Source organism: Halobacillus andaensis, from assembly GCF_014636475.1.
GTDB lineage: Bacteria > Bacillota > Bacilli > Bacillales > Halobacillaceae > Halobacillus_A > Halobacillus_A andaensis.
The window spans coordinates 66,162-84,886 of sequence record NZ_BMEL01000002.1 but is presented as its reverse complement, the minus strand read 5'-3'; the positions used below and the strand labels follow the sequence as shown (position 1 = coordinate 84,886).

The following is an 18,725-nucleotide window of genomic DNA, read 5'->3' as shown; positions in this document are numbered from 1 at the left end:
TACTTATTCTACAGCGTTAAGCATTGTACCTGCTGAATATCAGCTACTCCGCCAAGCTGTTCCTGACAATCTTCTTCAACTGCTTTATCAACAGTGAGAACCATGACAGCTTCTCCACCTTGGTTTGTACGTCCAACCTGCATCGTTGCGATGTTGACGTGGTGCTCAGCAAGTAAGCTGCCTACACGTCCAATGGCACCTGGCTGGTCTTTGTGGTGAATCACAATTAAGTGCCCTTCTGGTACAACGTCAATAGAGTATTCATCGAGCTTCACAATACGAGCTCCTAATCCGTTTAACAATGTACCGGAAATCGTACGCTTTTCCTGGTCGGTTTCAATTTCGATCGTCACAAGGTTCGTAAACCCTTTGGTGGACGTTGATTTTTGTTCATTAATGACGATTCCTTTGTCGGAAGCCGTCTTATACGCGTTTACATCATTCACACGTTCGCCGATGTAACGCTTCAAGATCCCTTTAACGGAGATTCTAGTTAACGGCGTCGTATCTACATCCAGTAGATCTCCAGAATAATAGACGTTTACCTTTTCCAGTGCTCCATCTGTCACGTTGGAAAGAAAGCTTCCTAGTTTTTCAGCTAATGTGAAATAAGGGGCCAGCTGCTCCATCACTTCTGAAGAAACAGACGGCATGTTTACAGGATGCTTCACAGCGCCTCCGCGAAGGACATCCATAACATCGAGACTAACGTCTGTTGCTACGTTTTCTTGAGCCTCTACTGTACTTGCTCCTAAGTGAGGGGTCGCAATGACTTCTTCTAATGACAATAATGGATGATCAATCGCTGGTTCTTCTTCAAACACATCAAGTGCCGCCCCAGCAATTTTTCCGTTTTCAATGGCTTCATACAGCGCATCTTCTTCCACAATTCCACCGCGTGCACAGTTAAGAATACGTGCTCCCGGCTTCATCAGCTGGATGGTTTCTTTATTAATCAAATGCTTTGTCTTTTCAATTAATGGTGTGTGTACAGTTAGAAAGTCTGCCTGCTGCAGCACTTCTTCCAGCGTACCGTGTTGCACACCGGCTTTATTCGCTTTTTCTTCTGTTAAAAATGGATCAAACGCGATGACTTTCATGCGGTGGCCTTTCGCACGCTGGGCTACCTCATTACCAATACGTCCAAATCCAACGATCCCTAATGTCTTATTCTTAAGCTCTACGCCGACAAACTTTTTACGTTCCCATCGGTTCTGCTTGAGTTGATGATAAGCTTGTGGAATATTACGCGCAAGCGACATCAGCATAGCCATCGTGTGCTCTGCTGTTGAAATCGTGTTTCCATCAGGCGCATTAACAACGACGACACCGTGATCCGTGGCAGCGTCTAAATCAATGTTATCCACGCCAACCCCGGCACGTCCGATGACTTTTAGTTGAGGAGCATGTTCAATTAATTCGCGTGTAACTTGTGTTTGACTGCGGACAATTAATGCATCACTCGTACTGATTTCCTTCAACAGTTCTTCGTGAGATAAGGAGGCATCCATAACAGCTTCTACATCTGAGGCTTCAAGTAATGGCTTTATTCCATCTTCGCTTAGTGGATCACTTATAAGTACACGGTACATGTTTAGTCCAACTCCCTTGTCGCTTGTAAATAGGCTTCTTGTGCTGCGGCTGTTCCAACACCTTGTTCAAAATCATGACCAAGACGCTTTAAGACAATTTCGATAATACTAATATACTGAAGAACATTGGCTGGGCGGGAATAACCCATATGGCCGATTCTAAAAATTTCCCCTTTAAGATTCTGCTGACCGCCCGCTGTCATTAAACCAAACTCTTGATTGGCAATTTTTCTAAATTGCTCAGCTTCGAACGTTTGAGGGCGTACAGATGTAACCGTAGTTGAAGCATCCTCTTCAGAAACAAATAGAGGTACGTTTAATGCGCGAAAAGCAGCACGCGTCATTTCCTTCATCACGCGATGGCGTTCATGAACGTTTTCTAAACCTTCGTCTTCTATTAAACTCAATACTTCCTGAAGACCGAATAATAGAGATAATGCAGGTGTAAAAGGCGTTTGTCCGTTATCTAGACTCTTCTTATAGCTGCGAAGATCTAAATAGAAACGAGGGCGTGGATTATCGTTAATCACTTTCCACGCTTGATCGCTAACGGCAACAAAAGCTAGTCCAGCTGGAAGCATCATTGCTTTTTGTGAACCAGAAACTAAGAGATCGATTCCAGAACCATCCATATCCACAGGAGCGCCGCCAATAGAAGAAACCCCATCTACGATCACCAGCGCATCACTAGCGTCATGGACTTTCTCAGCGATTTCCTCAACCGGGTGCATCACTCCTGTTGAAGTCTCACAATGCGTGATAAAAACAGCTTTCACATTCGGGTGGGCTTGAAGCTGCTCTTCTATGGCTGCAACTTCAACAGCTCTTCCTCCTTCTACATCGATACGGTGAACATCAAGTTCGTAAGTATTGCAGATTTTAGCAAAACGATCACCAAAGGCTCCTGCTACGACAACAATCACTTCATCTCCTGGAGACGTTGTATTCACAACAGCGGCTTCCAAAGCAGACGTTCCACTGCTGGAAAGAACGAGTACATCACCCGTCGTGCCAAAAATGGGCTTCAATCTCGGGGCAATATCTTCCACTAATTCTTTGCACTTCTGTCCTCTATGGCCGATCATCGGCTGAACCATCGCCCTTTCCACACTTGGCGGTATTGGGGTAGGGCCGGGTATTTGCAATATCTCCCACTCACGATTCATGGTCAACAATCCCTCCTGTACATCCTACACGTACAAACTATTATCTACGGTAGAAAAATTTTAATATTCCTTTATCCTATCAAATGAACAGGCATTGTCAATGTAATCGAAACAATCAGACAAAAGGTTTTTTGAGCTTGTTCAGAAGTCTTTCATTTTTGCACACAACCCCAGGGTTTAGCAGAGAAAAAGGTTTAGAAAATAACTCGCTTTCCATAGGCAAATGATGCGCTTTCCCGGACTTTTTCGATCGTCTTCATATATTTTTTTCTTTTTTTTCTGAAAACAAGTTAATGCAAGAATTTGGAATTGTCTATATAATTAGAAAGGTATTTATTTTTGTAAAATTCAAAATTGGGGGAGATTTTTTTGAGAAAACACAAAAGCCTATGGCTGATGTTCGCCCTGGTGCTGGCTCTTTTCCTTGCAGCGTGCAGCGGCGGAGATGAATCCGAATCCTCAGGTGAATCGGATGGAGGAGACAGTTCTGGTGAAAGCAGTGCTGAACAAGAAATAACGGTCACAGCAAAAAGTGAAATTTCCAGTATGGATCCTTCCTTAATTACAGATACGGTTGGATTTCAGTGGGCTGGAGAAACGTTAGAAGGACTTTATCGTTTGGATGAAGAGGGGAATCTATCTGAAGGAATTGCAGTGGACAGCTCCGTAAGTGATGATGGCCTGACATGGACATTTGATCTGCGTGACGATGCCGAATGGTCTAACGGCGACCCTGTAACAGCTGAAGATTTCGTATTCGCATGGCAGCGTGCGGTAAACCCTGATACGGGTTCTGAATACGGACCTTACTTTTTAGGTGGAGTTATTAAAAATGCACAAGCGATCGCTGATGGCGAAGCTGAATTGGACGAGCTTGGTGCCACAGCAGTAGATGATCATACATTAGAAGTTGAATTAGAACAACCTGTACCATACTTTGAATCAATGACAGTTTTCGTTACCTTCATGCCGCTTAACAAGTCCTTTGTTGAGGAACACGGAGAAGACTTTGGTACGGAAGCTGAATACACACTTGCCAACGGTCCTTTTGAAATGACTTCATGGGATCATGAAGAAGGCTGGACGGTAGAGAAAAACGAGAGCTATTGGGACGCTGATACGGTTCAATTAGAAGCCGTAAATGCTCAAGTCATTAAAGAAATCTCTACAGGCGTAAACTTGTATGAATCCGGCGATCTGGATCAAACGGAACTTAATGCGGAATTCGTTGATGAATACAAGACAACTGAAGATTTCAATGTAGCTGAAAAGCCTTACCTGTATTTCTTTAAGTTTAATCAAGAAGCCAATGAAGCTTTAGCAAATGTAGATGTACGTAAAGCGATTTCTTATGCCATCGACCGCCAAGCTCTCGTGGATACGATCTTGAACGACGGTTCTGTACCTGCAGAAGGATATGTTCCTTCTAACTTTGTAAACATGCCGGACAGTGAAGAAGATTTCCGCGACGCTCAAGGTCCTCTCGTTGAATATGATGAGGATAAAGCTAAAGAGCACTGGGAAGCGGCTCTTGAAGAGCTGGGAACAGAAGAAGTTGAAATTGAATTGCTGGGTGATGACACCGGAACGGTAAGTAATGTACTTGCTTACTACAAAGAACAGCTTGAAACGGTGCTTGATGGACTTTCTATTAATGTTGTAGAAGTTCCGTTTAACGAACGTGTGGAGCGTGACCAAAACTCTGAATTTGAGATTGAAGCCGCAACTTGGGGTCCTGACTACGTAGACCCGAACACGTATCTGAACATGTACCTGACAGATGGTCAAAACAATAACATGAATTACTCTAATGAAGAGTACGATGCGCTGATTGAACAAGCGAACGGGGAGTATGCGCAAGAACCTGACCAGCGCTTTGAGACGTTCTTAGAAGCTGAAAGACTGCTTTTAGAAGAAGATGCAGCGGTAGCCCCAATGTATCAAGATTCTAAAGCTCAGCTTTTCCGTCCTAATATTAAAGGCGTATTTACAACAGCAACGGGTCCTGAACTTGAATTCAAGTGGGCGTATGTTGAAGAATAATTTTTAAAAAAGCAAGCAGCGGATCGCTGCTTGCTTTTCTTTTGTAAAAGTTTCTATCGCTCGATAGAAGAAAGGGTGGCAGGAAACGAATCGCTTATCGGTGGATGCTTGCCGCGGGCACGGCCTCAGCTAACTTGGTCAAGAAGTTCACTTGACCAAGTGGATCTTCGGCTCGCGCTATTCCCGCAGGCGTCACCACCGAACGCTCATCGTGGCATAAACAGAGATCGATTTAATAATCCATTCGTATGTTCAGTACGCCTTCCGGGGTCACAGCTAATTCGTTCTACGATGCTTTCAAATGCCCATTTTGATAAAAGGAAAGGAAAAAGTGACGACTCCTGCGGGACGAGCAGACAGGAGAGGCCCGTAGGAAACAGTCTAAGGAGAGTTGCCGTCATGCCCCGCGGAAAGCATGCTTTTTTCCTGTTCCTTTTCTCCAGTCAAAATGCGAAGACTCCTGTGGGAACAGCGCGAGCCGAAGATCCCGCAGGAAAGCGCTCTTTGCTTTCTGAGGAAGCTGAGGCCGTGCCCACGGAAAGCGAAGTATTTTGACGGAGCGGCGTACATTCGATTTAACATAAATAACCCGAACGGATTTCAATAGAATCGTTCGGATTATTTTATGCTTTATTCAGTTTTGTTCAAGCCTGTAAGCTTTTCTATTGTAAACTCAACTCTGGACCGAAAAACTCATAATGGACTTGCCCCTCTGGAACACCCCAGTCGTTTAAGGCTGCGTTCACCGTTCTCATAAATCCTTCAGGTCCGCAGAAATAAAACTCAGCATCATATGGAACCACTGCTTTCAGCCATTCTAAATCAATATGGCCTTTCTTATCATAGTCCGCATCAGAAGGATGAGGATCACTATATACGACTTTAGACTGAACGGAAGAAGCCTGTTCTTCAAATTGAGCGATGTCTCCTTTAAACGCATGTACTTCACCATTCTGAGAGGCATGTACAAAATAAACGTCACGATCTGAATCTTGATCAACTAAACGATTCAACATGCTCATCATTGGCGTAAGTCCTACGCCTCCGCTTATGAATACGACCGGGTTTGTGCTTTCTTCATTAAGGTAAAATTCTCCGGCAGGTGCTGTAATTGGTAAAATATCACCTTCATTTACCTGCTCATGCAAAAATGTAGAAACGACACCATCCGGCTGTTCCTCGCTGCCGTCTTCTCTTTTTACGCTGATACGGTAATAGCCTTTTCCAGGCGCATCGGATAAGCTGTATTGTCTCAATTGAGTGTATTCACTATCAGGGAGACTCACTTGAGCGGTAATGTACTGTCCAGGCCGGAAAGGAGGGATGATTCCTCCATCCTTAGGTTCAAGATAAAAAGAAGTGATCACATCACTCTCTTTCACTTTTTTGACTACCGTAAAGTCACGATAGCCAAGCCATCCGCCTTCTTGTTCCTTCGCTTTATTATACTTTTCCTGCTCAACTTGAATAAACACATCAGCAATCGCCCCGTATGCTTCTCCCCAGGCTTCAATGATGTCATCTGTAGCTGCATCCCCTAATACTTCTTTAATCGCTACTAATAAGTATTCGCCAACAATGGGATAATGCTCCGGCTTAACATTCAAGCTGCGGTGTTTCTCTGCAATTTGATCCACCGTCGGAAGAATGGCTTCCAGGTTATCAATATGCTGCGCTGCAGCATAAACCGCATTCGCTAACGCTCTCGGCTGTCTTCCTGCTTTTTGATTTGTCATGTTGAATATGTTTTTTAGTTCTGGGTGATCAGCAAACATGCGTTGATAAAAGTGTGTTGTAATCGCTTCCCCGTGCTCCGCTAACACAGGAACCGTAGATTTTACCGTTTGAATTGTTTTTTCACTAAGTTGAGTAGCCATGGAAAAAACTCCTTTAAAAGATGTATTTAAATTATATCTTTATTATAGAAACAAATAACACCTTAAAGCAATATTCAAAATGCATCTTTTGTGACAGATTTATTAATTTCTTCCGTTACGTAAAAATCACGCCTTCAAGACAATTCCAGAGACACACTGTTTAGCCTATGATAAAATATAAAATACAACCTATTAAAAAGAGGGTCAGTCCTATGCGTTTAAAGAAATACACGGATTACGCGTTACGCGTTATGATTTATACAGCTTCCAAGCCAGACGGAGAGCTTGCTAGTAAAGGAGAAATATCTAAAGTTTTTCATATATCAGAGAATCATCTAGGGAAAATCGTTCATCAGTTAAACAAATTGGGGATGCTTGAAACGATACGAGGACGAAGCGGTGGGATTAAACTAGCACAGGCCCCTAAAGACATTAATATCGGGTTCGTTGTGCGGGCCATGGAAGACGATTTTCATTTATTAGAGTGCTTTGACCAGGATCGAAACTATTGCGTTATTACACCTGCCTGTAAGCTGAAACATATTTTGAATGACGCCTTATATGCTTTCTTAAATGTTCTCGATCAATACACCCTTGATGATTTACTGGCCAATAAAGATGAATTACAAGTGTTAATGGATATGAAATAATGCACAAAAGCGCAAGCGCCCTGGTAGACACGAAACGCCTAAGCAAAACGTCTGGAGGAAGGCGTCCTTCCCTTCCGCAAGGCGGATTGCTTATGACGCGAGGGTCTGGGTGCTGGAGCCGGATGTCGCTCTTCAAGTCCATTTATCCAAAGCTTGATTTCCTAGACCAAAACAAAAAAGCCTTGAAGTCTACTAATAGACTTCAAGGCTTTTGTTATCCGCTATTATTCAGCAGAGTACGGCAATAGAGCCATTTGACGAGAGCGTTTGATCGCTTTAGTCAATTTACGTTGGTACTTGGCAGAAGTTCCAGTTACTCGACGAGGAAGAATCTTCCCACGATCGGAAATGAAACGTCTTAGCAAGTCAGTATCTTTGTAATCGATGTGTGTAATTCCGTTAGCTGTGAAAAAACACACCTTTTTACGTTTACCGCGTCCACGACGTGCCATATGGCTTTCCCTCCTTACATTTAATTAGAATGGTAAATCATCATCTGAAATATCAATTGGTTCACCTTTATCTGCGAAAGGATCCTCATTGTTGTTATTATTATTGTTGGTGTTAAAGTTATTTGGCTGTTGATTCTGATTTGGCTGGAATCCTTGCTGGCCGCCTCCACCTTGTCCTTGTGGAGAACCGCCTTTCGTATCCAGGAACTGTACGCTGTCCGCAACAACTTCTGTTACAAACACACGCTTTCCTTCTTGGTTGTCAAAGCTGCGAGACTGCAAACGCCCATCAACTCCAACAAGACTGCCCTTTTTCATAAAGTTAGCGAGGTTTTCAGCTGCTCGTCTCCAAACGACACAGTTGATAAAATCGGCATCCCGATCTCCTTGGTTGTTAGAGAATGGGCGATTCACAGCAATAGTGAAGTTGGCAACAGCTACTCCGTTTGGCGTATAGCGTAAATCCGGATCCCTCGTTAATCTGCCGACTAAAACGACACGATTTAACATCAGAACCACTCCTTATTGATCATCTTCACGTACAGCGATATGACGGATTACGTCATCAGAGAACTTCGCTTGACGGTCGAATTCGTTGATTGCATCACGATCGCCTTTGAAGTTAACAGTTACATAAATGCCATCACGATAGTCGTTAATTTCATAAGCAAGACGACGCTTACCTACTTCTTTAACTTCTTCGATCTCCGCACCATTATTAGAAAGAATCCCGCTAAAACGCTCAACTACGTTCGATTTAGCTTCCTCCTCGATATCTGGGCGGATGATGTACATAATTTCGTATTTTCTCATCCGTGTTCACCTCCTTATGGACTTAACGGCTCCTTCTAGTTGAAGGAGCAAGGAGTAATTCAACTATAATTACTCACAATGTTGTATTATATCAAAAGTCTAGTATAAAAACAATAGTTAACGGAGAGATCCTCGCTTATACGTTAAAACGGAAATGAATAACGTCGCCATCTTTCACTAAATAATCTTTCCCTTCAAGTCGAACGCGACCGCGGTCTTTCGCTGCTCCCATAGTACCTGCATCTACTAAATCATCGTAGGATACGGTTTCAGCACGAATAAACCCGCGTTCAAAGTCGGTATGAATAATGCCGGCACACTGCGGAGCGGTCATGCCTTCTTTAAATGTCCAGGCGCGTACTTCCTGCTCGCCTGCTGTAAAGTACGTAGCGAGTCCAAGCAGGTTATACGTCGCTTTAATTAACTGATCCAGTCCAGATTCAGCAATGCCTAAGTCTTCGAGAAATTCCTGCTTTTCTTCTCCATCCAGCTCAGCAATTTCCGCTTCAATTTTTGCACAAACGACAATGACCTCCGCATTTTCATTCGCTGCAAACTCACGGATTTGCTTCACGCGTTCATTATCTTCTGCGCCAATCTCATCTTCACTTACATTAGCAGCGTAAAGAATAGGCTTAGAAGTTAATAGATGGAGACCTTTTACAATTTTCTGCTGATCATCGGAGAATTCAACCGCTCGAGCCGGCGTTTCGTTCTCTAAAGCTTCCTTAATTTTTTCAAGGACGGCATACTCAGCTACTGCATCTTTATCCTTTTGACGAGCCATTTTAGCGACTCTGTCGATACGCTTCGATACGGTCTCAAGGTCAGCTAAAATCAACTCCAGATTAATCGTTTCGATATCTGAAATGGGATCAACCTGCCCTGAAACGTGTGTAATATTTTCATCTTCAAATGCACGGACGACGTGACAAATTGCATCCACCTGGCGGATATGAGATAAGAATTGGTTTCCAAGTCCCTCTCCTTTACTCGCCCCTTTTACAATGCCCGCAATATCTGTAAATTCAAAAGCTGTCGGAACGGTCTTCTTAGGGTTAACCAGTTCAGTAAGCTTCTGTAAACGAGGGTCCGGTACTTCTACAATCCCAACGTTAGGATCGATCGTAGCAAACGGATAGTTCGCAGATAGAGCTCCGGCCTGTGTAATTGCATTAAATAATGTAGATTTCCCCACGTTCGGCAAACCTACAATTCCAGCTGTTAGTGCCATATAAAACTTCCACTCCTTAAGGATTTCCATACATGTATGTTGGTCATACCAATTATAGATACTCCACAGAAAAATAACAACCTATACAAAAAGTAAAAAACAAGCACTGTTAAGAGCTTGTTTTTTACTTTTGATCTATTGAAATCATAAAAATAAATAAAGTACCGGATCAAAATCCTAATAACTTATTATTCTTCTTCACTTTTTTCAACAATTTTTTTAAGCTTTGACTCAAACTTTTTACGCGGGATCATAACACTATGGCCGCACCCTTCACATTTAATGCGAATATCTGCACCCATTCGTATGATCTTCCAGCGGTTTTCCCCACACGGGTGGGCTTTTTTCATTTGAACAATATCATTTAATTCGTACGTTTTCTCCACCATTTGATTAACCTCCTGTTTTTGATGGCTCTTGCGCCGTTTCTTGATCATGACGCGAATACATGACTAAGCGAGGGAAAGGAATCTCTATTCCTTCCATATCAAGACGAGTCTTCACTTCTTTTCGAATCACGCGTGATATGTAGAAATGTTCCATCGGCTCCACTTCAGCCATAATACGAATCACAACATCAGAAGCTCCTAAATTCTGCACCCCGAGCAATTCAGGCACGGCCACCATTTCAGGATAGATTTCCGGAAGCTCTTCAAGCAATTCAGCAATGACATGTTCCGCTCGTTCAATATTCTCTTCATACGCAATACTTACATCCACAATAGCATAACTGTTATAGATGGAATAATTTGTTACCTGTGTCACATTTCCGTTTGGCAGGATATGAACTTCTCCAGTGAATCCTTTGATTTTACACGTTCGAATTCCAACTTCTTCAACAATACCTTCCACACCCGAAGCGTGAATGTAGTCGCCAACAGAGAACTGATCTTCAAAAATAATAAAGAACCCACTAATAATATCACGAACGAGGTTCTGAGCACCAAAGCCAATGGCAAGACCGGCAATCCCAGCACCAGCCAGCAGAGCTCCGATATCAAGAGTGAACGTTTCTAAGATCATAATAAAAGCGGTGAAATAAACGACATATGTTAAGGCATTAATAATCAGTTTCTTAAGCGTCGCTTCACGCCGCTCCGTGATCGAGAAAGGGCCTTCCCTGCGTCTTAAGAAAAATTGTGAGATGAGTCTTTGTCCGACCTTAATAATTAAGTAAGAAATAATCAGAATTAAGATAATCTTTAAAGTACCATGTCCGACAGCAAACCATAATTCAGGCCCTGTAACGTAGTCTACGGCCTCATCCCATTTTGTTAACGCATCCTCCACAGCTGCTCCCCTGCCTCTCATTATATGAGATCTATTTTAACAGGTTTTCAGCTTATTTTAAATCGATGCACTACGGGATAAATGAGCAGTGATAGTAATACGTACAAATTGAGCAGGCCATATAGAGGATACAAATACCCTACAAGCGTAGAAAAGCCGAATGAAGTAAATGGAAGCATAATCGCTACGATCGCAAAGGCAACGATCCATAATGGCTGTTCCCAATAGTCACGAAATCTCGTAACAAGCCCTAACGTCCCTGAAGCCGCTGTGGTAAAAATCGCAATCCACATCATAATCGACATAAAAATCATCATGGAATAAGGGTAATGCTGCAAGATCGCAAATAGAGGAATTTCATAGACGAGGATTTCATCAGCGATTTGAATCAAACTATTATTATATAAAAAGGAGACGCCGCCAAGCACAAGCCCGCTTCCCACACTGGCGACCCACAATTCCTTTTTGCTTTTCATCCGATTCCCTATCGCTCCAAGCACAGCGATTAAAGGCAGAACGTTCAATGCAGTAAACGGAAAGGCTGCCATCCAATTGCTTGTCTCATGAAGATGGCCAAAGAGTGAAAGCTCTTGATCGGTAATAAACATCATAAGAATAAACAATAACCCTCCGATTAATAACGGGAGAACCAGGCTATTCACCGCTACGATCCCTTTCACATCCCATACAAAAAGCAGAATCAGCGGAACGGCAATCGCAAGCACGCCCAGCTTATAGGAATAGTTAAAAGCTTCCCACGTTGCACCGCTGCCCGCCAGCATAATAACCGTCGTTGTAAATAAATAAACAATGATCATCCAGTCATACACACCAGTAAGATGCCGGCCGACAATTTTCCGCAAAACAGGTAAATAATGACCCGTCTGCTGTTCATAGCTAATGCTCATAATGGACACACAACAAATCATAAACATAATAGTAAATAAAAGAATAGCTAAACTGCTGTCTTGTCCAAAAAACTGCCACAGCTCACGGCCTGAAGCGTAGCCTGCACCGATCATCGTTCCGATAATTAAGAACATCCACTTCAATCCTGCCATCATGTAAGAACCGCTCCCCACTCTATGTATTTGCTACGTATAGAAACTCGAACAGCTTTATATACTGTTACTAATATGTGTGTGGAGGAGAAGCTATGAATAGGAAGGACAAGTTTCCAAAAAGCGAGCACCGTTTTCAATCCGATGATCCTTTCATGTGCGATCAGTTAAGCAACATCCTGTATGAAGCCCTGCCCGTAAAAAGAAATATTGTTGTCGTCTGTATAGGCACAGATCGTTCCACAGGTGATTCCCTGGGACCTTTAGTCGGTTCGATGCTTAGAGATCAATCCATGCAAAGCTTTCATATTTACGGAACCCTTGAGGAGCCCGTTCACGCGTTAAACCTGAATGATACGTTAAAAGCTATCCACCGCCTTCACCCTAAACCAACGATTCTTGCCATCGACGCATGCTTAGGAAAAAAAGCTTCCATCGGCTCTATTGTTTTTGGAAAAGGTTCACTCACACCTGGAGCCGCCTTAAACAAAGACCTACCTGCTGTCGGCGATTATCATATTAGCGGCCTCGTGAATGTTGGAGGATTTATGGAATATGTCGTCCTGCAAAATACAAGACTTCATTTAGTGATGAACATGTCAGCAAAAATTGCAGCTTCTCTTCGATTAACAGAAGCCAAACGAATGAATGAAAGGTTAAGAAATGAACCCTATCAAAACTTTTTAGCCGCTACAAAAAAACAGCAATGAGCTTCTCCCTCACTGCTGTTAAAACATTTCTGCGATATATAAGATGATCCCCACCATCAATAAAGATGGGAGTAAATTTGCGACTCGAATTTTTGTAAGCTTCAATAAGTTTAAACCAAGCGCGACAATAAGAAGACCACCCGTAGCCGTCATTTCCACGATAAACAAATCCAGCATATCTTGAGGAATCCAACGATTGATTTGAGTAGCCAGCAAAGCGATGGACCCCTGGTAGAGCACAACGGGAATCACTGAAAAAATAACACCTACACCTAAACTGGAGGTTAATACTAACGCTACAAACCCATCAATGACCGCCTTCGTAATTAAGATTTCGTGGTCATTTCGTAATCCTCCATCTAATGCTCCAATGACAGACATCGCTCCAATCCCAAAAATAAGCGAGGCCGTAATAAAACCTTGTGCCATCGTAGAGGTTTGATTAGGCTTTATAAATCTTCGTTCAATGACACGCCCAATATACTCCAGTCTCTCTTCTAAATGAAGAGCCTCGCCAATGATAGCTCCACTGAGTAAACTAAGCAGGACAATGACAATATTCTCGGTCTCAAACCCCATCTGCAAGCCAATGAGCAATACAGCCAAACCTACACCGCTCATGACGGTTTCTTTAAACCGCTCAGGTATTTTCGTGAAAAACAGCCCCAATAACGTACCGATGATAATACAAATTCCATTGACGATCGTACCTAATAATGCCATATCTGCTCTCTCCAATAGCCATGTTTCATGTGAAACGATATGTAAAGGTAGAAAAGACCTGGTCAGAACCCCCGCCAGGCCTATCACCCTTTTTCCATTTACTTATGATCGATCCAGTTTAAAATCCGTTCAAGGTCATCATTATCGAAAAATTCGATCTCGATTTTTCCTTTTTTCTTTCCTTTATGAATCGTTACGTCTGTTCCTAAACGTTCTCTAAGTGTTTCTTCTCTTTCTTTAATAAAGATATCTTTTTCAGGCTGCTGCGGCTTTTTCTTCATTTTTCGTTCATTGAGCTCCGCAATCAGCTTTTCTGTCTGTCTTACATTTAAACGCTCGGCTTCAATACGTTCAACCACAGCCGTGGTTTTTGTTGAATCTTTCAACCCTAATAGTGCTCGTCCATGCCCCATTGACAGCGTTCCTTCGTTAATTTTGTTAATGACTTCTGGTGATAAACTTAGCAGTCTAACAAAATTCGCGATGTGAGATCTGCTTTTGCCAAGTCGTTGAGCGAGCACATCCTGTGTCACCTCTAGCGTATTCATTAAATTTTGATAGGCACGCGCTTCTTCAATAGGTGTTAAATTTTCTCGCTGCAGATTCTCAAGCAATGCGATTTCCATCATTTGTTCGTCCGTCATATCTTTCACAATAACCGGCAGCTTCTCTAATCCGGCTTGCTTAGCCGCACGAAAGCGACGTTCACCCGCAACGATTTCATAGCCTTTAATACTCTTACGGACGATTAAAGGCTGCAGAATGCCGTGTTCTTGAATCGATTGAGACAGTTCCTCGATGGCTTCTTTCGCAAACTGTTTCCGAGGTTGATATGGGTTGGGTCTGCAGTCCTTTACCTTAACTTCCTGAAATTCTTCCTCTTCTTTTGCATTAAAATCAGTAAAAAGAGCATTAATTCCTTTACCTAACCCTCTCGCCATTTGCCACCACTTCCTTCGCTAGATCTAGATAAACCTCAGCACCACGTGACTTCGCATCATACAAAATAATTGGTTTTCCATGACTGGGAGCCTCACTTAAGCGGACATTACGAGGGATGATTGATTGATAGACTCGATCCTGGAAGTACTTTTTCACTTCATCAATGACTTGAATCCCTAGATTTGTACGTGCATCAAGCATCGTTAATAACACACCTTCAATCATCAGGTTCTTATTTAAATGCTTTTGGACAAGACGAATCGTGTTTAACAATTGGCTTAATCCTTCTAAAGCATAATACTCACATTGAACAGGAATTAAAACGGAATCTGAAGCCGTCAAAGAGTTGATCGTTAAAAGGCCGAGAGAAGGCGGACAATCAATAATGACATAATCATAATCTTCTTTCACTTCATCAATGGCTTTCTTTAACCTTACTTCTCTGGAAATCGTTGGTACCAGTTCAATTTCGGCTCCTGCAAGCTGAATGGTGGCAGGAATCGCATGAAGATTTTGCACCATTGTTGGTGTTCGTACGTCTTCGGCACTGACGCTGTCAACCAATACATCATAAATACATTGATCAATGCTGCCTTTTTCAACCCCTACACCGCTGGTCGCGTTTCCTTGAGGATCAATGTCGACGAGGAGAACCCTGTGGTTTAAGTAAGCCAGGCATGCACTCAAATTTACAGCTGTTGTTGTTTTGCCAACGCCACCTTTTTGGTTAGCCACGGAAATGACTTTGCCCATGCTGTCACCTGCCTTTTTGTTCTAATAAATGTCATTCAATCATGAAACGCTCTCCCTAAAATAGGTGCCTGTTAAAAACACCCATCTCATGACAAAGTAAGATGGGTGAGTCTTGGAGATTTATGATTTTTTCTTCGGTATTTTTATCGTAAACTGATAATAATCTTCATGATCCTCTTCGTTCGTCTCTAAATCGACACCTGTATCTGTCACCATATCTAACGATTGACGAATGGTATTCATGGCGATTCTCATATCTTTATTTACGCCTTTTAATCTCGGTTTTCTTTTCTTCGGAGTAGAATCATTCATTTTATTAATGCGCTCTTCTGTCTGCTTTACATTGAGCTGCTTCTCAATAATTTCCTGCAGTAATTTTTCTTGCTTTTCTTCATCCTTTACTGCAATTAAAGCTCTGGCATGACGTTCTGTAATATCTTTATTCATAACCGCATACTGCACAGATTCCGGAAGCTTTAACAAACGCAGCTTATTCGCTACGGTCGATTGACTTTTTCCTAAGCGCTGAGCTAATGCTTCTTGTGTCAGGTCATGAATTTCAAGAAGCCTTGCATAAGCCGTCGCTTCTTCAATAACGGTTAATTCTTCACGTTGAAGGTTTTCAATGAGAGCTACTGAGGCTGTCTGAGCATCATCCATATCTCGAATGATAGCTGGAATGGTCTCCCATTGAAGGGTCTGGACAGCTCGCCACCTGCGTTCACCGGCAATAAGCTCAAATTGATCCTCGTTCAGTCGACGTACAACAATCGGTTGAATCATCCCATGTGTATGTAACGTCTGGGCAAGTTCACTAATTTTTTCCTCATTAAAAATGGCTCTTGGCTGATATCGGTTCGGTTGAACACGATCGACAGGAACTTGGATTACTTCGTCGGGATTATATTCTTCTTCGTGTTGATTTTCCTGATTCTCAGGGTCCGACTTATCCCCCAGTCCGAACAGACGGCTAAAAGGATGTAACACGATTAGACACCACCTTTTTCGATCAAGCACACGATCTTAATGTTTCACGTGAAACATTTCATATAAAAATAGAAAAAAGCGCTGCAGGCTGTCGAGCTGCTGCGCATGCGTATGCCTTTTTCACTCTTAATCTATTTTATCATATGTTGGCTATGAAAAGCATGAAGTAAATCGAATAATTACAAGCTCGCTTTTTCCCCATCGTATACGTTGATAAAATTAAAATCTATTACTCATTGTAAAAGGTAATCTTCAAATTTTCGACTACTTTGATTAAAAAAATTAACTTCCTATTTTTCTCACCCATGCTTTAAGCTGATCTTTCGGGTAATACACATTTTGATTAATCGTCACATGAGGAATTTCCGGATGGTCTCGAAGAAGCTGCTGTCCATCTTCTTTCGACACCCCTAGAACATAATGAACATCCTTTTGCTTCACCAATTGGTGATCATCTTCATCATCAAGCTTGCTTAAGAAGTCAGGTGCCGATGGATTTTTAAAATTTTTCAAACCGTCACCAATAAAATATCCAGCTGCGGCAATCCCTAAAGCAAGTAACACATCCATACAAACCCCTCCATGAATAAAGGGCAATGGCCATACACCTTTTTCACTCGGTGTAGTACTATACCCTTTTTATGTTTCATTCAATACTATATTTTCTTTGAATATTCGTCATTTTTCGCAGGGTCCTGCCGTTCTGTCGTATCCAATAATTCAACCTCTACGTTCTGTTTATTGCCCCACATTGTATATTTTTCGAGATGCCATTTATGTAATAAACGTGGGTAATGATGCTTTTGCATCCATGCATGCAGCTGCTCATAGGCAGGGCGAATCTTATCGTTCGAGCCTTCCACATGCAAAGAAGCGTACGTTTGTGATGGAATGATTAAAGAAGTCATCTCATCAGGTACATGTTCAATCTCACGAACAGGAAAACCTACCCAATATCCATCTTCTTCAATAGAGCTGGTTTGAATAATAAAAGCACCGATTTGGCATTCTGGTGATAAGAGATGACAAATTTCGTTTCTTCTTTTATCAAGTTCAGCCGCGGCTTTAGGAATTTCATGTATGTATTGGCCGCCTTCTTCACAAAACACTCTAAAACCAACAAGCTTCATTTCACCGATTTCTTTTATGGTGGGCATACGATTACTCATTCCTCTCAACATTCACATACCATAAGCATATTTTCATCAGGATCTTTAAAAGTAAACCATTGATTATGTTCAATTTCAGTCAAGAGATCAACATTTTTACTTTTCATAAACTGATAGGCTTCGTTAATGTCCTCTGTATTAAAATGAAAAGCCGGAACGTTAAACACCGCATCCTTGGAATAAATTTTGCTGTCCAGCACAATGCCTGTTCCTTTCATAGGAAGAATATAAAGGTGCCCAAATAATATTTCTCCGTCAGCTTTAACGCCTAGTAACTCACAGTACCAATCACGAGCTTTTTCAATATCTCGTACAGGAATAAAAGTTGTACCAATCTCATTTAAAATCGGACTCATAAACAAACCTCCTCATCATGTTTCACGTGAAACAATTATTTCTTTTTTAACCTACGTAAATACAGCACAATAAGTAAGGTAATGACTGTGATCCCAATGAACAAAGCAGCAATGTAAAATGAAGCGCCTTTTGGTGCTTCATTCTCATAGACGGCTTTAACATATTCATCATTTTCTACAGCTACCGCAATTTCTTCGTTCGGATCGGCAGCAGGAATGGAATAGTAGGTTGTCCCAATGTCATAGGCATTCGAAGCGTTTCCTCTATAGTCGCCTTGATCGTCCGGCTTAGATTCTACTTCCCCGATCGGTTCTCCTACTTCTTCGACGGGTTCTTCCGTTACTTGATAAACCCCGCCGTCCCATACGACGAAAGGATACTCCCAGCTGATGGCTGAGACCGTCCCTCCCCCGATGAACCATATACACATGAAGCATAAGGCTATTTTCCTCATAGGTCCCAACCTTTTACAGAGGTTTATTCATCACTGTGCGGTTTTCTGCAAATCCCAGCTTCTCATAAAGCTGTTTGGCTTCGTTTCCTGCATAAACGACCAGCCTTACGGACGTCATCCCCTGGAGCTTCAACTCTGTCAGAGCATTTTCCATCATCGCTTTGGCAAACCCTCTGCTTCTATAATCGGGCAAAACGTACAAGTCATAAATAAATCCTATATTTTCTCCGGAAAAACTGTCTTTTTGCTGACCATAAAGGACCCACCCTGCAACTTTATCGTCTTCCCTCACGACTTGAATCTGCCCATCATCATTTAAAACATCCTGGACCATTTTCGTCGCCTGGTCTTGTTCGATTTGATAATAACCACGAGAGCCTTCTTTAAGAGATTCCCCTAAATGGGGCGTAATTTCTTCAATCTCTCCTAATGTAGCGTGTGTGATATTCATA

Annotated in this window: 22 protein-coding genes; 3 read left to right on the top strand and 19 right to left on the bottom strand. The window is 42.2% G+C overall.

Translation table 11 applies throughout. The features are described 5' to 3' along the window. Positions 1-8 precede the first annotated feature (8 nt). Together serA and IEV27_RS07905 are read right to left on the bottom strand one after the other, a co-directional pair. A complete protein-coding gene (gene serA / locus IEV27_RS07910) occupies positions 9-1,592 on the bottom strand; it encodes a phosphoglycerate dehydrogenase (RefSeq protein WP_188376935.1) in 1,584 nt (527 codons plus the stop codon). A 2-nt stretch (positions 1,593-1,594) separates the two neighbouring features. After that, entirely contained in the window at positions 1,595-2,758 is a 1,164-nt protein-coding gene (locus IEV27_RS07905; RefSeq protein WP_188376934.1) for a pyridoxal-phosphate-dependent aminotransferase family protein, read from the bottom strand. Between the two features lie 396 nt (positions 2,759-3,154). Between IEV27_RS07905 and IEV27_RS07900 the strand changes: the two genes are divergently transcribed. Further along, positions 3,155-4,801, top strand: a complete 1,647-nt coding sequence (locus IEV27_RS07900; protein ID WP_188377554.1) for a peptide ABC transporter substrate-binding protein — start codon at positions 3,155-3,157, stop codon at positions 4,799-4,801. A gap of 662 nt (positions 4,802-5,463) precedes the next feature. Here IEV27_RS07900 and hmpA read toward each other — a convergent pair. Next, on the bottom strand, positions 5,464-6,678 hold the full coding sequence (gene hmpA, locus IEV27_RS07895) for an NO-inducible flavohemoprotein (RefSeq protein ID WP_188376933.1): 1,215 nt from the start codon (positions 6,676-6,678) through the stop codon (positions 5,464-5,466). A gap of 212 nt (positions 6,679-6,890) precedes the next feature. On the opposite strand from hmpA, the gene IEV27_RS07890 reads away from it, so the two are divergent. Then, positions 6,891-7,328, top strand: a complete 438-nt coding sequence (locus IEV27_RS07890) for an RrF2 family transcriptional regulator (protein ID WP_188376932.1) — start codon at positions 6,891-6,893, stop codon at positions 7,326-7,328. Positions 7,329-7,552: 224 nt separating this feature from the next. Here the strand turns inward: IEV27_RS07890 and rpsR are convergent, their stop codons facing one another. The 7 genes from rpsR to IEV27_RS07855 form a co-directional block, all read right to left on the bottom strand. After that, on the bottom strand, positions 7,553-7,780 hold the full coding sequence (rpsR, locus tag IEV27_RS07885; RefSeq protein ID WP_101841900.1) for a 30S ribosomal protein S18: 228 nt from the start codon (positions 7,778-7,780) through the stop codon (positions 7,553-7,555). Between the two features lie 24 nt (positions 7,781-7,804). Continuing rightward, entirely contained in the window at positions 7,805-8,290 is a 486-nt protein-coding gene (ssb, locus tag IEV27_RS07880; protein ID WP_188376931.1) for a single-stranded DNA-binding protein, read from the bottom strand. Between the two features lie 12 nt (positions 8,291-8,302). Continuing rightward, the gene (gene rpsF, locus IEV27_RS07875) at positions 8,303-8,593 is read right to left on the bottom strand and encodes a 30S ribosomal protein S6 (protein ID WP_188376930.1); all 291 of its coding nucleotides are present in this window, start codon (positions 8,591-8,593) and stop codon (positions 8,303-8,305) included. A 136-nt stretch (positions 8,594-8,729) separates the two neighbouring features. Then, the gene (gene ychF, locus IEV27_RS07870; protein ID WP_188376929.1) at positions 8,730-9,827 is read right to left on the bottom strand and encodes a redox-regulated ATPase YchF; all 1,098 of its coding nucleotides are present in this window, start codon (positions 9,825-9,827) and stop codon (positions 8,730-8,732) included. A 188-nt stretch (positions 9,828-10,015) separates the two neighbouring features. Further along, positions 10,016-10,216 carry a DUF951 domain-containing protein gene (locus IEV27_RS07865; protein WP_188376928.1) on the bottom strand — a complete coding sequence of 67 codons (201 nt, stop codon included), beginning with the start codon at positions 10,214-10,216 and terminating at the stop codon, positions 10,016-10,018. A 4-nt stretch (positions 10,217-10,220) separates the two neighbouring features. Beyond that, positions 10,221-11,138, bottom strand: a complete 918-nt coding sequence (locus IEV27_RS07860) for a mechanosensitive ion channel family protein (RefSeq protein WP_188376927.1) — start codon at positions 11,136-11,138, stop codon at positions 10,221-10,223. A gap of 26 nt (positions 11,139-11,164) precedes the next feature. Further along, positions 11,165-12,181 carry a YkvI family membrane protein gene (locus IEV27_RS07855; protein WP_188376926.1) on the bottom strand — a complete coding sequence of 339 codons (1,017 nt, stop codon included), beginning with the start codon at positions 12,179-12,181 and terminating at the stop codon, positions 11,165-11,167. Between the two features lie 92 nt (positions 12,182-12,273). Here IEV27_RS07855 and yyaC point away from each other — a divergent pair, with 92 nt between their 5' ends. Then, entirely contained in the window at positions 12,274-12,888 is a 615-nt protein-coding gene (yyaC, locus tag IEV27_RS07850) for a spore protease YyaC (protein ID WP_188376925.1), read from the top strand. Between the two features lie 18 nt (positions 12,889-12,906). On the opposite strand, the gene IEV27_RS07845 is transcribed toward yyaC, so the two are convergent. From IEV27_RS07845 to IEV27_RS07805, 9 genes are all read right to left on the bottom strand, one after another. Beyond that, positions 12,907-13,611 (bottom strand): DUF554 domain-containing protein, encoded by a 705-nt coding sequence (locus IEV27_RS07845; protein ID WP_188376924.1) that lies wholly within the window; start codon positions 13,609-13,611, stop codon positions 12,907-12,909. Between the two features lie 98 nt (positions 13,612-13,709). Then, on the bottom strand, positions 13,710-14,552 hold the full coding sequence (locus IEV27_RS07840; RefSeq protein ID WP_188376923.1) for a ParB/RepB/Spo0J family partition protein: 843 nt from the start codon (positions 14,550-14,552) through the stop codon (positions 13,710-13,712). Next, the gene (locus IEV27_RS07835) at positions 14,533-15,306 is read right to left on the bottom strand and encodes a ParA family protein (protein ID WP_188376922.1); all 774 of its coding nucleotides are present in this window, start codon (positions 15,304-15,306) and stop codon (positions 14,533-14,535) included. The genes IEV27_RS07840 and IEV27_RS07835 overlap by 20 nt, the downstream gene beginning before the upstream one ends. Before the next feature lie 120 nt (positions 15,307-15,426). After that, a complete protein-coding gene (gene noc / locus IEV27_RS07830; protein ID WP_188376921.1) occupies positions 15,427-16,293 on the bottom strand; it encodes a nucleoid occlusion protein in 867 nt (288 codons plus the stop codon). Positions 16,294-16,575: 282 nt separating this feature from the next. Further along, on the bottom strand, positions 16,576-16,863 hold the full coding sequence (locus IEV27_RS07825; protein WP_188376920.1) for a helix-turn-helix domain-containing protein: 288 nt from the start codon (positions 16,861-16,863) through the stop codon (positions 16,576-16,578). Positions 16,864-16,949: 86 nt separating this feature from the next. After that, the gene (locus IEV27_RS07820) at positions 16,950-17,450 is read right to left on the bottom strand and encodes a GyrI-like domain-containing protein (protein ID WP_229734990.1); all 501 of its coding nucleotides are present in this window, start codon (positions 17,448-17,450) and stop codon (positions 16,950-16,952) included. A gap of 17 nt (positions 17,451-17,467) precedes the next feature. Next, complete coding sequence (locus IEV27_RS07815; protein WP_188376918.1) at positions 17,468-17,818, bottom strand: VOC family protein; 351 nt, start codon at positions 17,816-17,818, stop codon at positions 17,468-17,470. Positions 17,819-17,853: 35 nt separating this feature from the next. Further along, on the bottom strand, positions 17,854-18,273 hold the full coding sequence (locus tag IEV27_RS07810) for a hypothetical protein (RefSeq protein ID WP_188376917.1): 420 nt from the start codon (positions 18,271-18,273) through the stop codon (positions 17,854-17,856). A 13-nt stretch (positions 18,274-18,286) separates the two neighbouring features. Further along, complete coding sequence (locus IEV27_RS07805; protein ID WP_188376916.1) at positions 18,287-18,724, bottom strand: GNAT family N-acetyltransferase; 438 nt, start codon at positions 18,722-18,724, stop codon at positions 18,287-18,289. Between the last annotated feature and the right edge of the window lies 1 nt (position 18,725).

Coding starts and splice junctions, on each gene's coding strand:
- serA (WP_188376935.1), bottom strand. CDS start 1,592: ATGTACCGTGTACTTATAAGTGATCCACTAAGCGAAGATGGAATAAAG.
- IEV27_RS07905 (WP_188376934.1), bottom strand. CDS start 2,758: ATGAATCGTGAGTGGGAGATATTGCAAATACCCGGCCCTACCCCAATA.
- IEV27_RS07900 (WP_188377554.1), top strand. CDS start 3,155: ATGTTCGCCCTGGTGCTGGCTCTTTTCCTTGCAGCGTGCAGCGGCGGA.
- hmpA (WP_188376933.1), bottom strand. CDS start 6,678: ATGGCTACTCAACTTAGTGAAAAAACAATTCAAACGGTAAAATCTACG.
- IEV27_RS07890 (WP_188376932.1), top strand. CDS start 6,891: ATGCGTTTAAAGAAATACACGGATTACGCGTTACGCGTTATGATTTAT.
- rpsR (WP_101841900.1), bottom strand. CDS start 7,780: ATGGCACGTCGTGGACGCGGTAAACGTAAAAAGGTGTGTTTTTTCACA.
- ssb (WP_188376931.1), bottom strand. CDS start 8,290: ATGTTAAATCGTGTCGTTTTAGTCGGCAGATTAACGAGGGATCCGGAT.
- rpsF (WP_188376930.1), bottom strand. CDS start 8,593: ATGAGAAAATACGAAATTATGTACATCATCCGCCCAGATATCGAGGAG.
- ychF (WP_188376929.1), bottom strand. CDS start 9,827: ATGGCACTAACAGCTGGAATTGTAGGTTTGCCGAACGTGGGGAAATCT.
- IEV27_RS07865 (WP_188376928.1), bottom strand. CDS start 10,216: ATGGTGGAGAAAACGTACGAATTAAATGATATTGTTCAAATGAAAAAA.
- IEV27_RS07860 (WP_188376927.1), bottom strand. CDS start 11,138: ATGAGAGGCAGGGGAGCAGCTGTGGAGGATGCGTTAACAAAATGGGAT.
- IEV27_RS07855 (WP_188376926.1), bottom strand. CDS start 12,181: ATGATGGCAGGATTGAAGTGGATGTTCTTAATTATCGGAACGATGATC.
- yyaC (WP_188376925.1), top strand. CDS start 12,274: ATGAATAGGAAGGACAAGTTTCCAAAAAGCGAGCACCGTTTTCAATCC.
- IEV27_RS07845 (WP_188376924.1), bottom strand. CDS start 13,611: ATGGCATTATTAGGTACGATCGTCAATGGAATTTGTATTATCATCGGT.
- IEV27_RS07840 (WP_188376923.1), bottom strand. CDS start 14,552: ATGGCGAGAGGGTTAGGTAAAGGAATTAATGCTCTTTTTACTGATTTT.
- IEV27_RS07835 (WP_188376922.1), bottom strand. CDS start 15,306: ATGGGCAAAGTCATTTCCGTGGCTAACCAAAAAGGTGGCGTTGGCAAA.
- IEV27_RS07825 (WP_188376920.1), bottom strand. CDS start 16,863: ATGGATGTGTTACTTGCTTTAGGGATTGCCGCAGCTGGATATTTTATT.
- IEV27_RS07820 (WP_229734990.1), bottom strand. CDS start 17,450: ATGCCCACCATAAAAGAAATCGGTGAAATGAAGCTTGTTGGTTTTAGA.
- IEV27_RS07815 (WP_188376918.1), bottom strand. CDS start 17,818: ATGAGTCCGATTTTAAATGAGATTGGTACAACTTTTATTCCTGTACGA.
- IEV27_RS07810 (WP_188376917.1), bottom strand. CDS start 18,273: ATGAGGAAAATAGCCTTATGCTTCATGTGTATATGGTTCATCGGGGGA.
- IEV27_RS07805 (WP_188376916.1), bottom strand. CDS start 18,724: ATGAATATCACACACGCTACATTAGGAGAGATTGAAGAAATTACGCCC.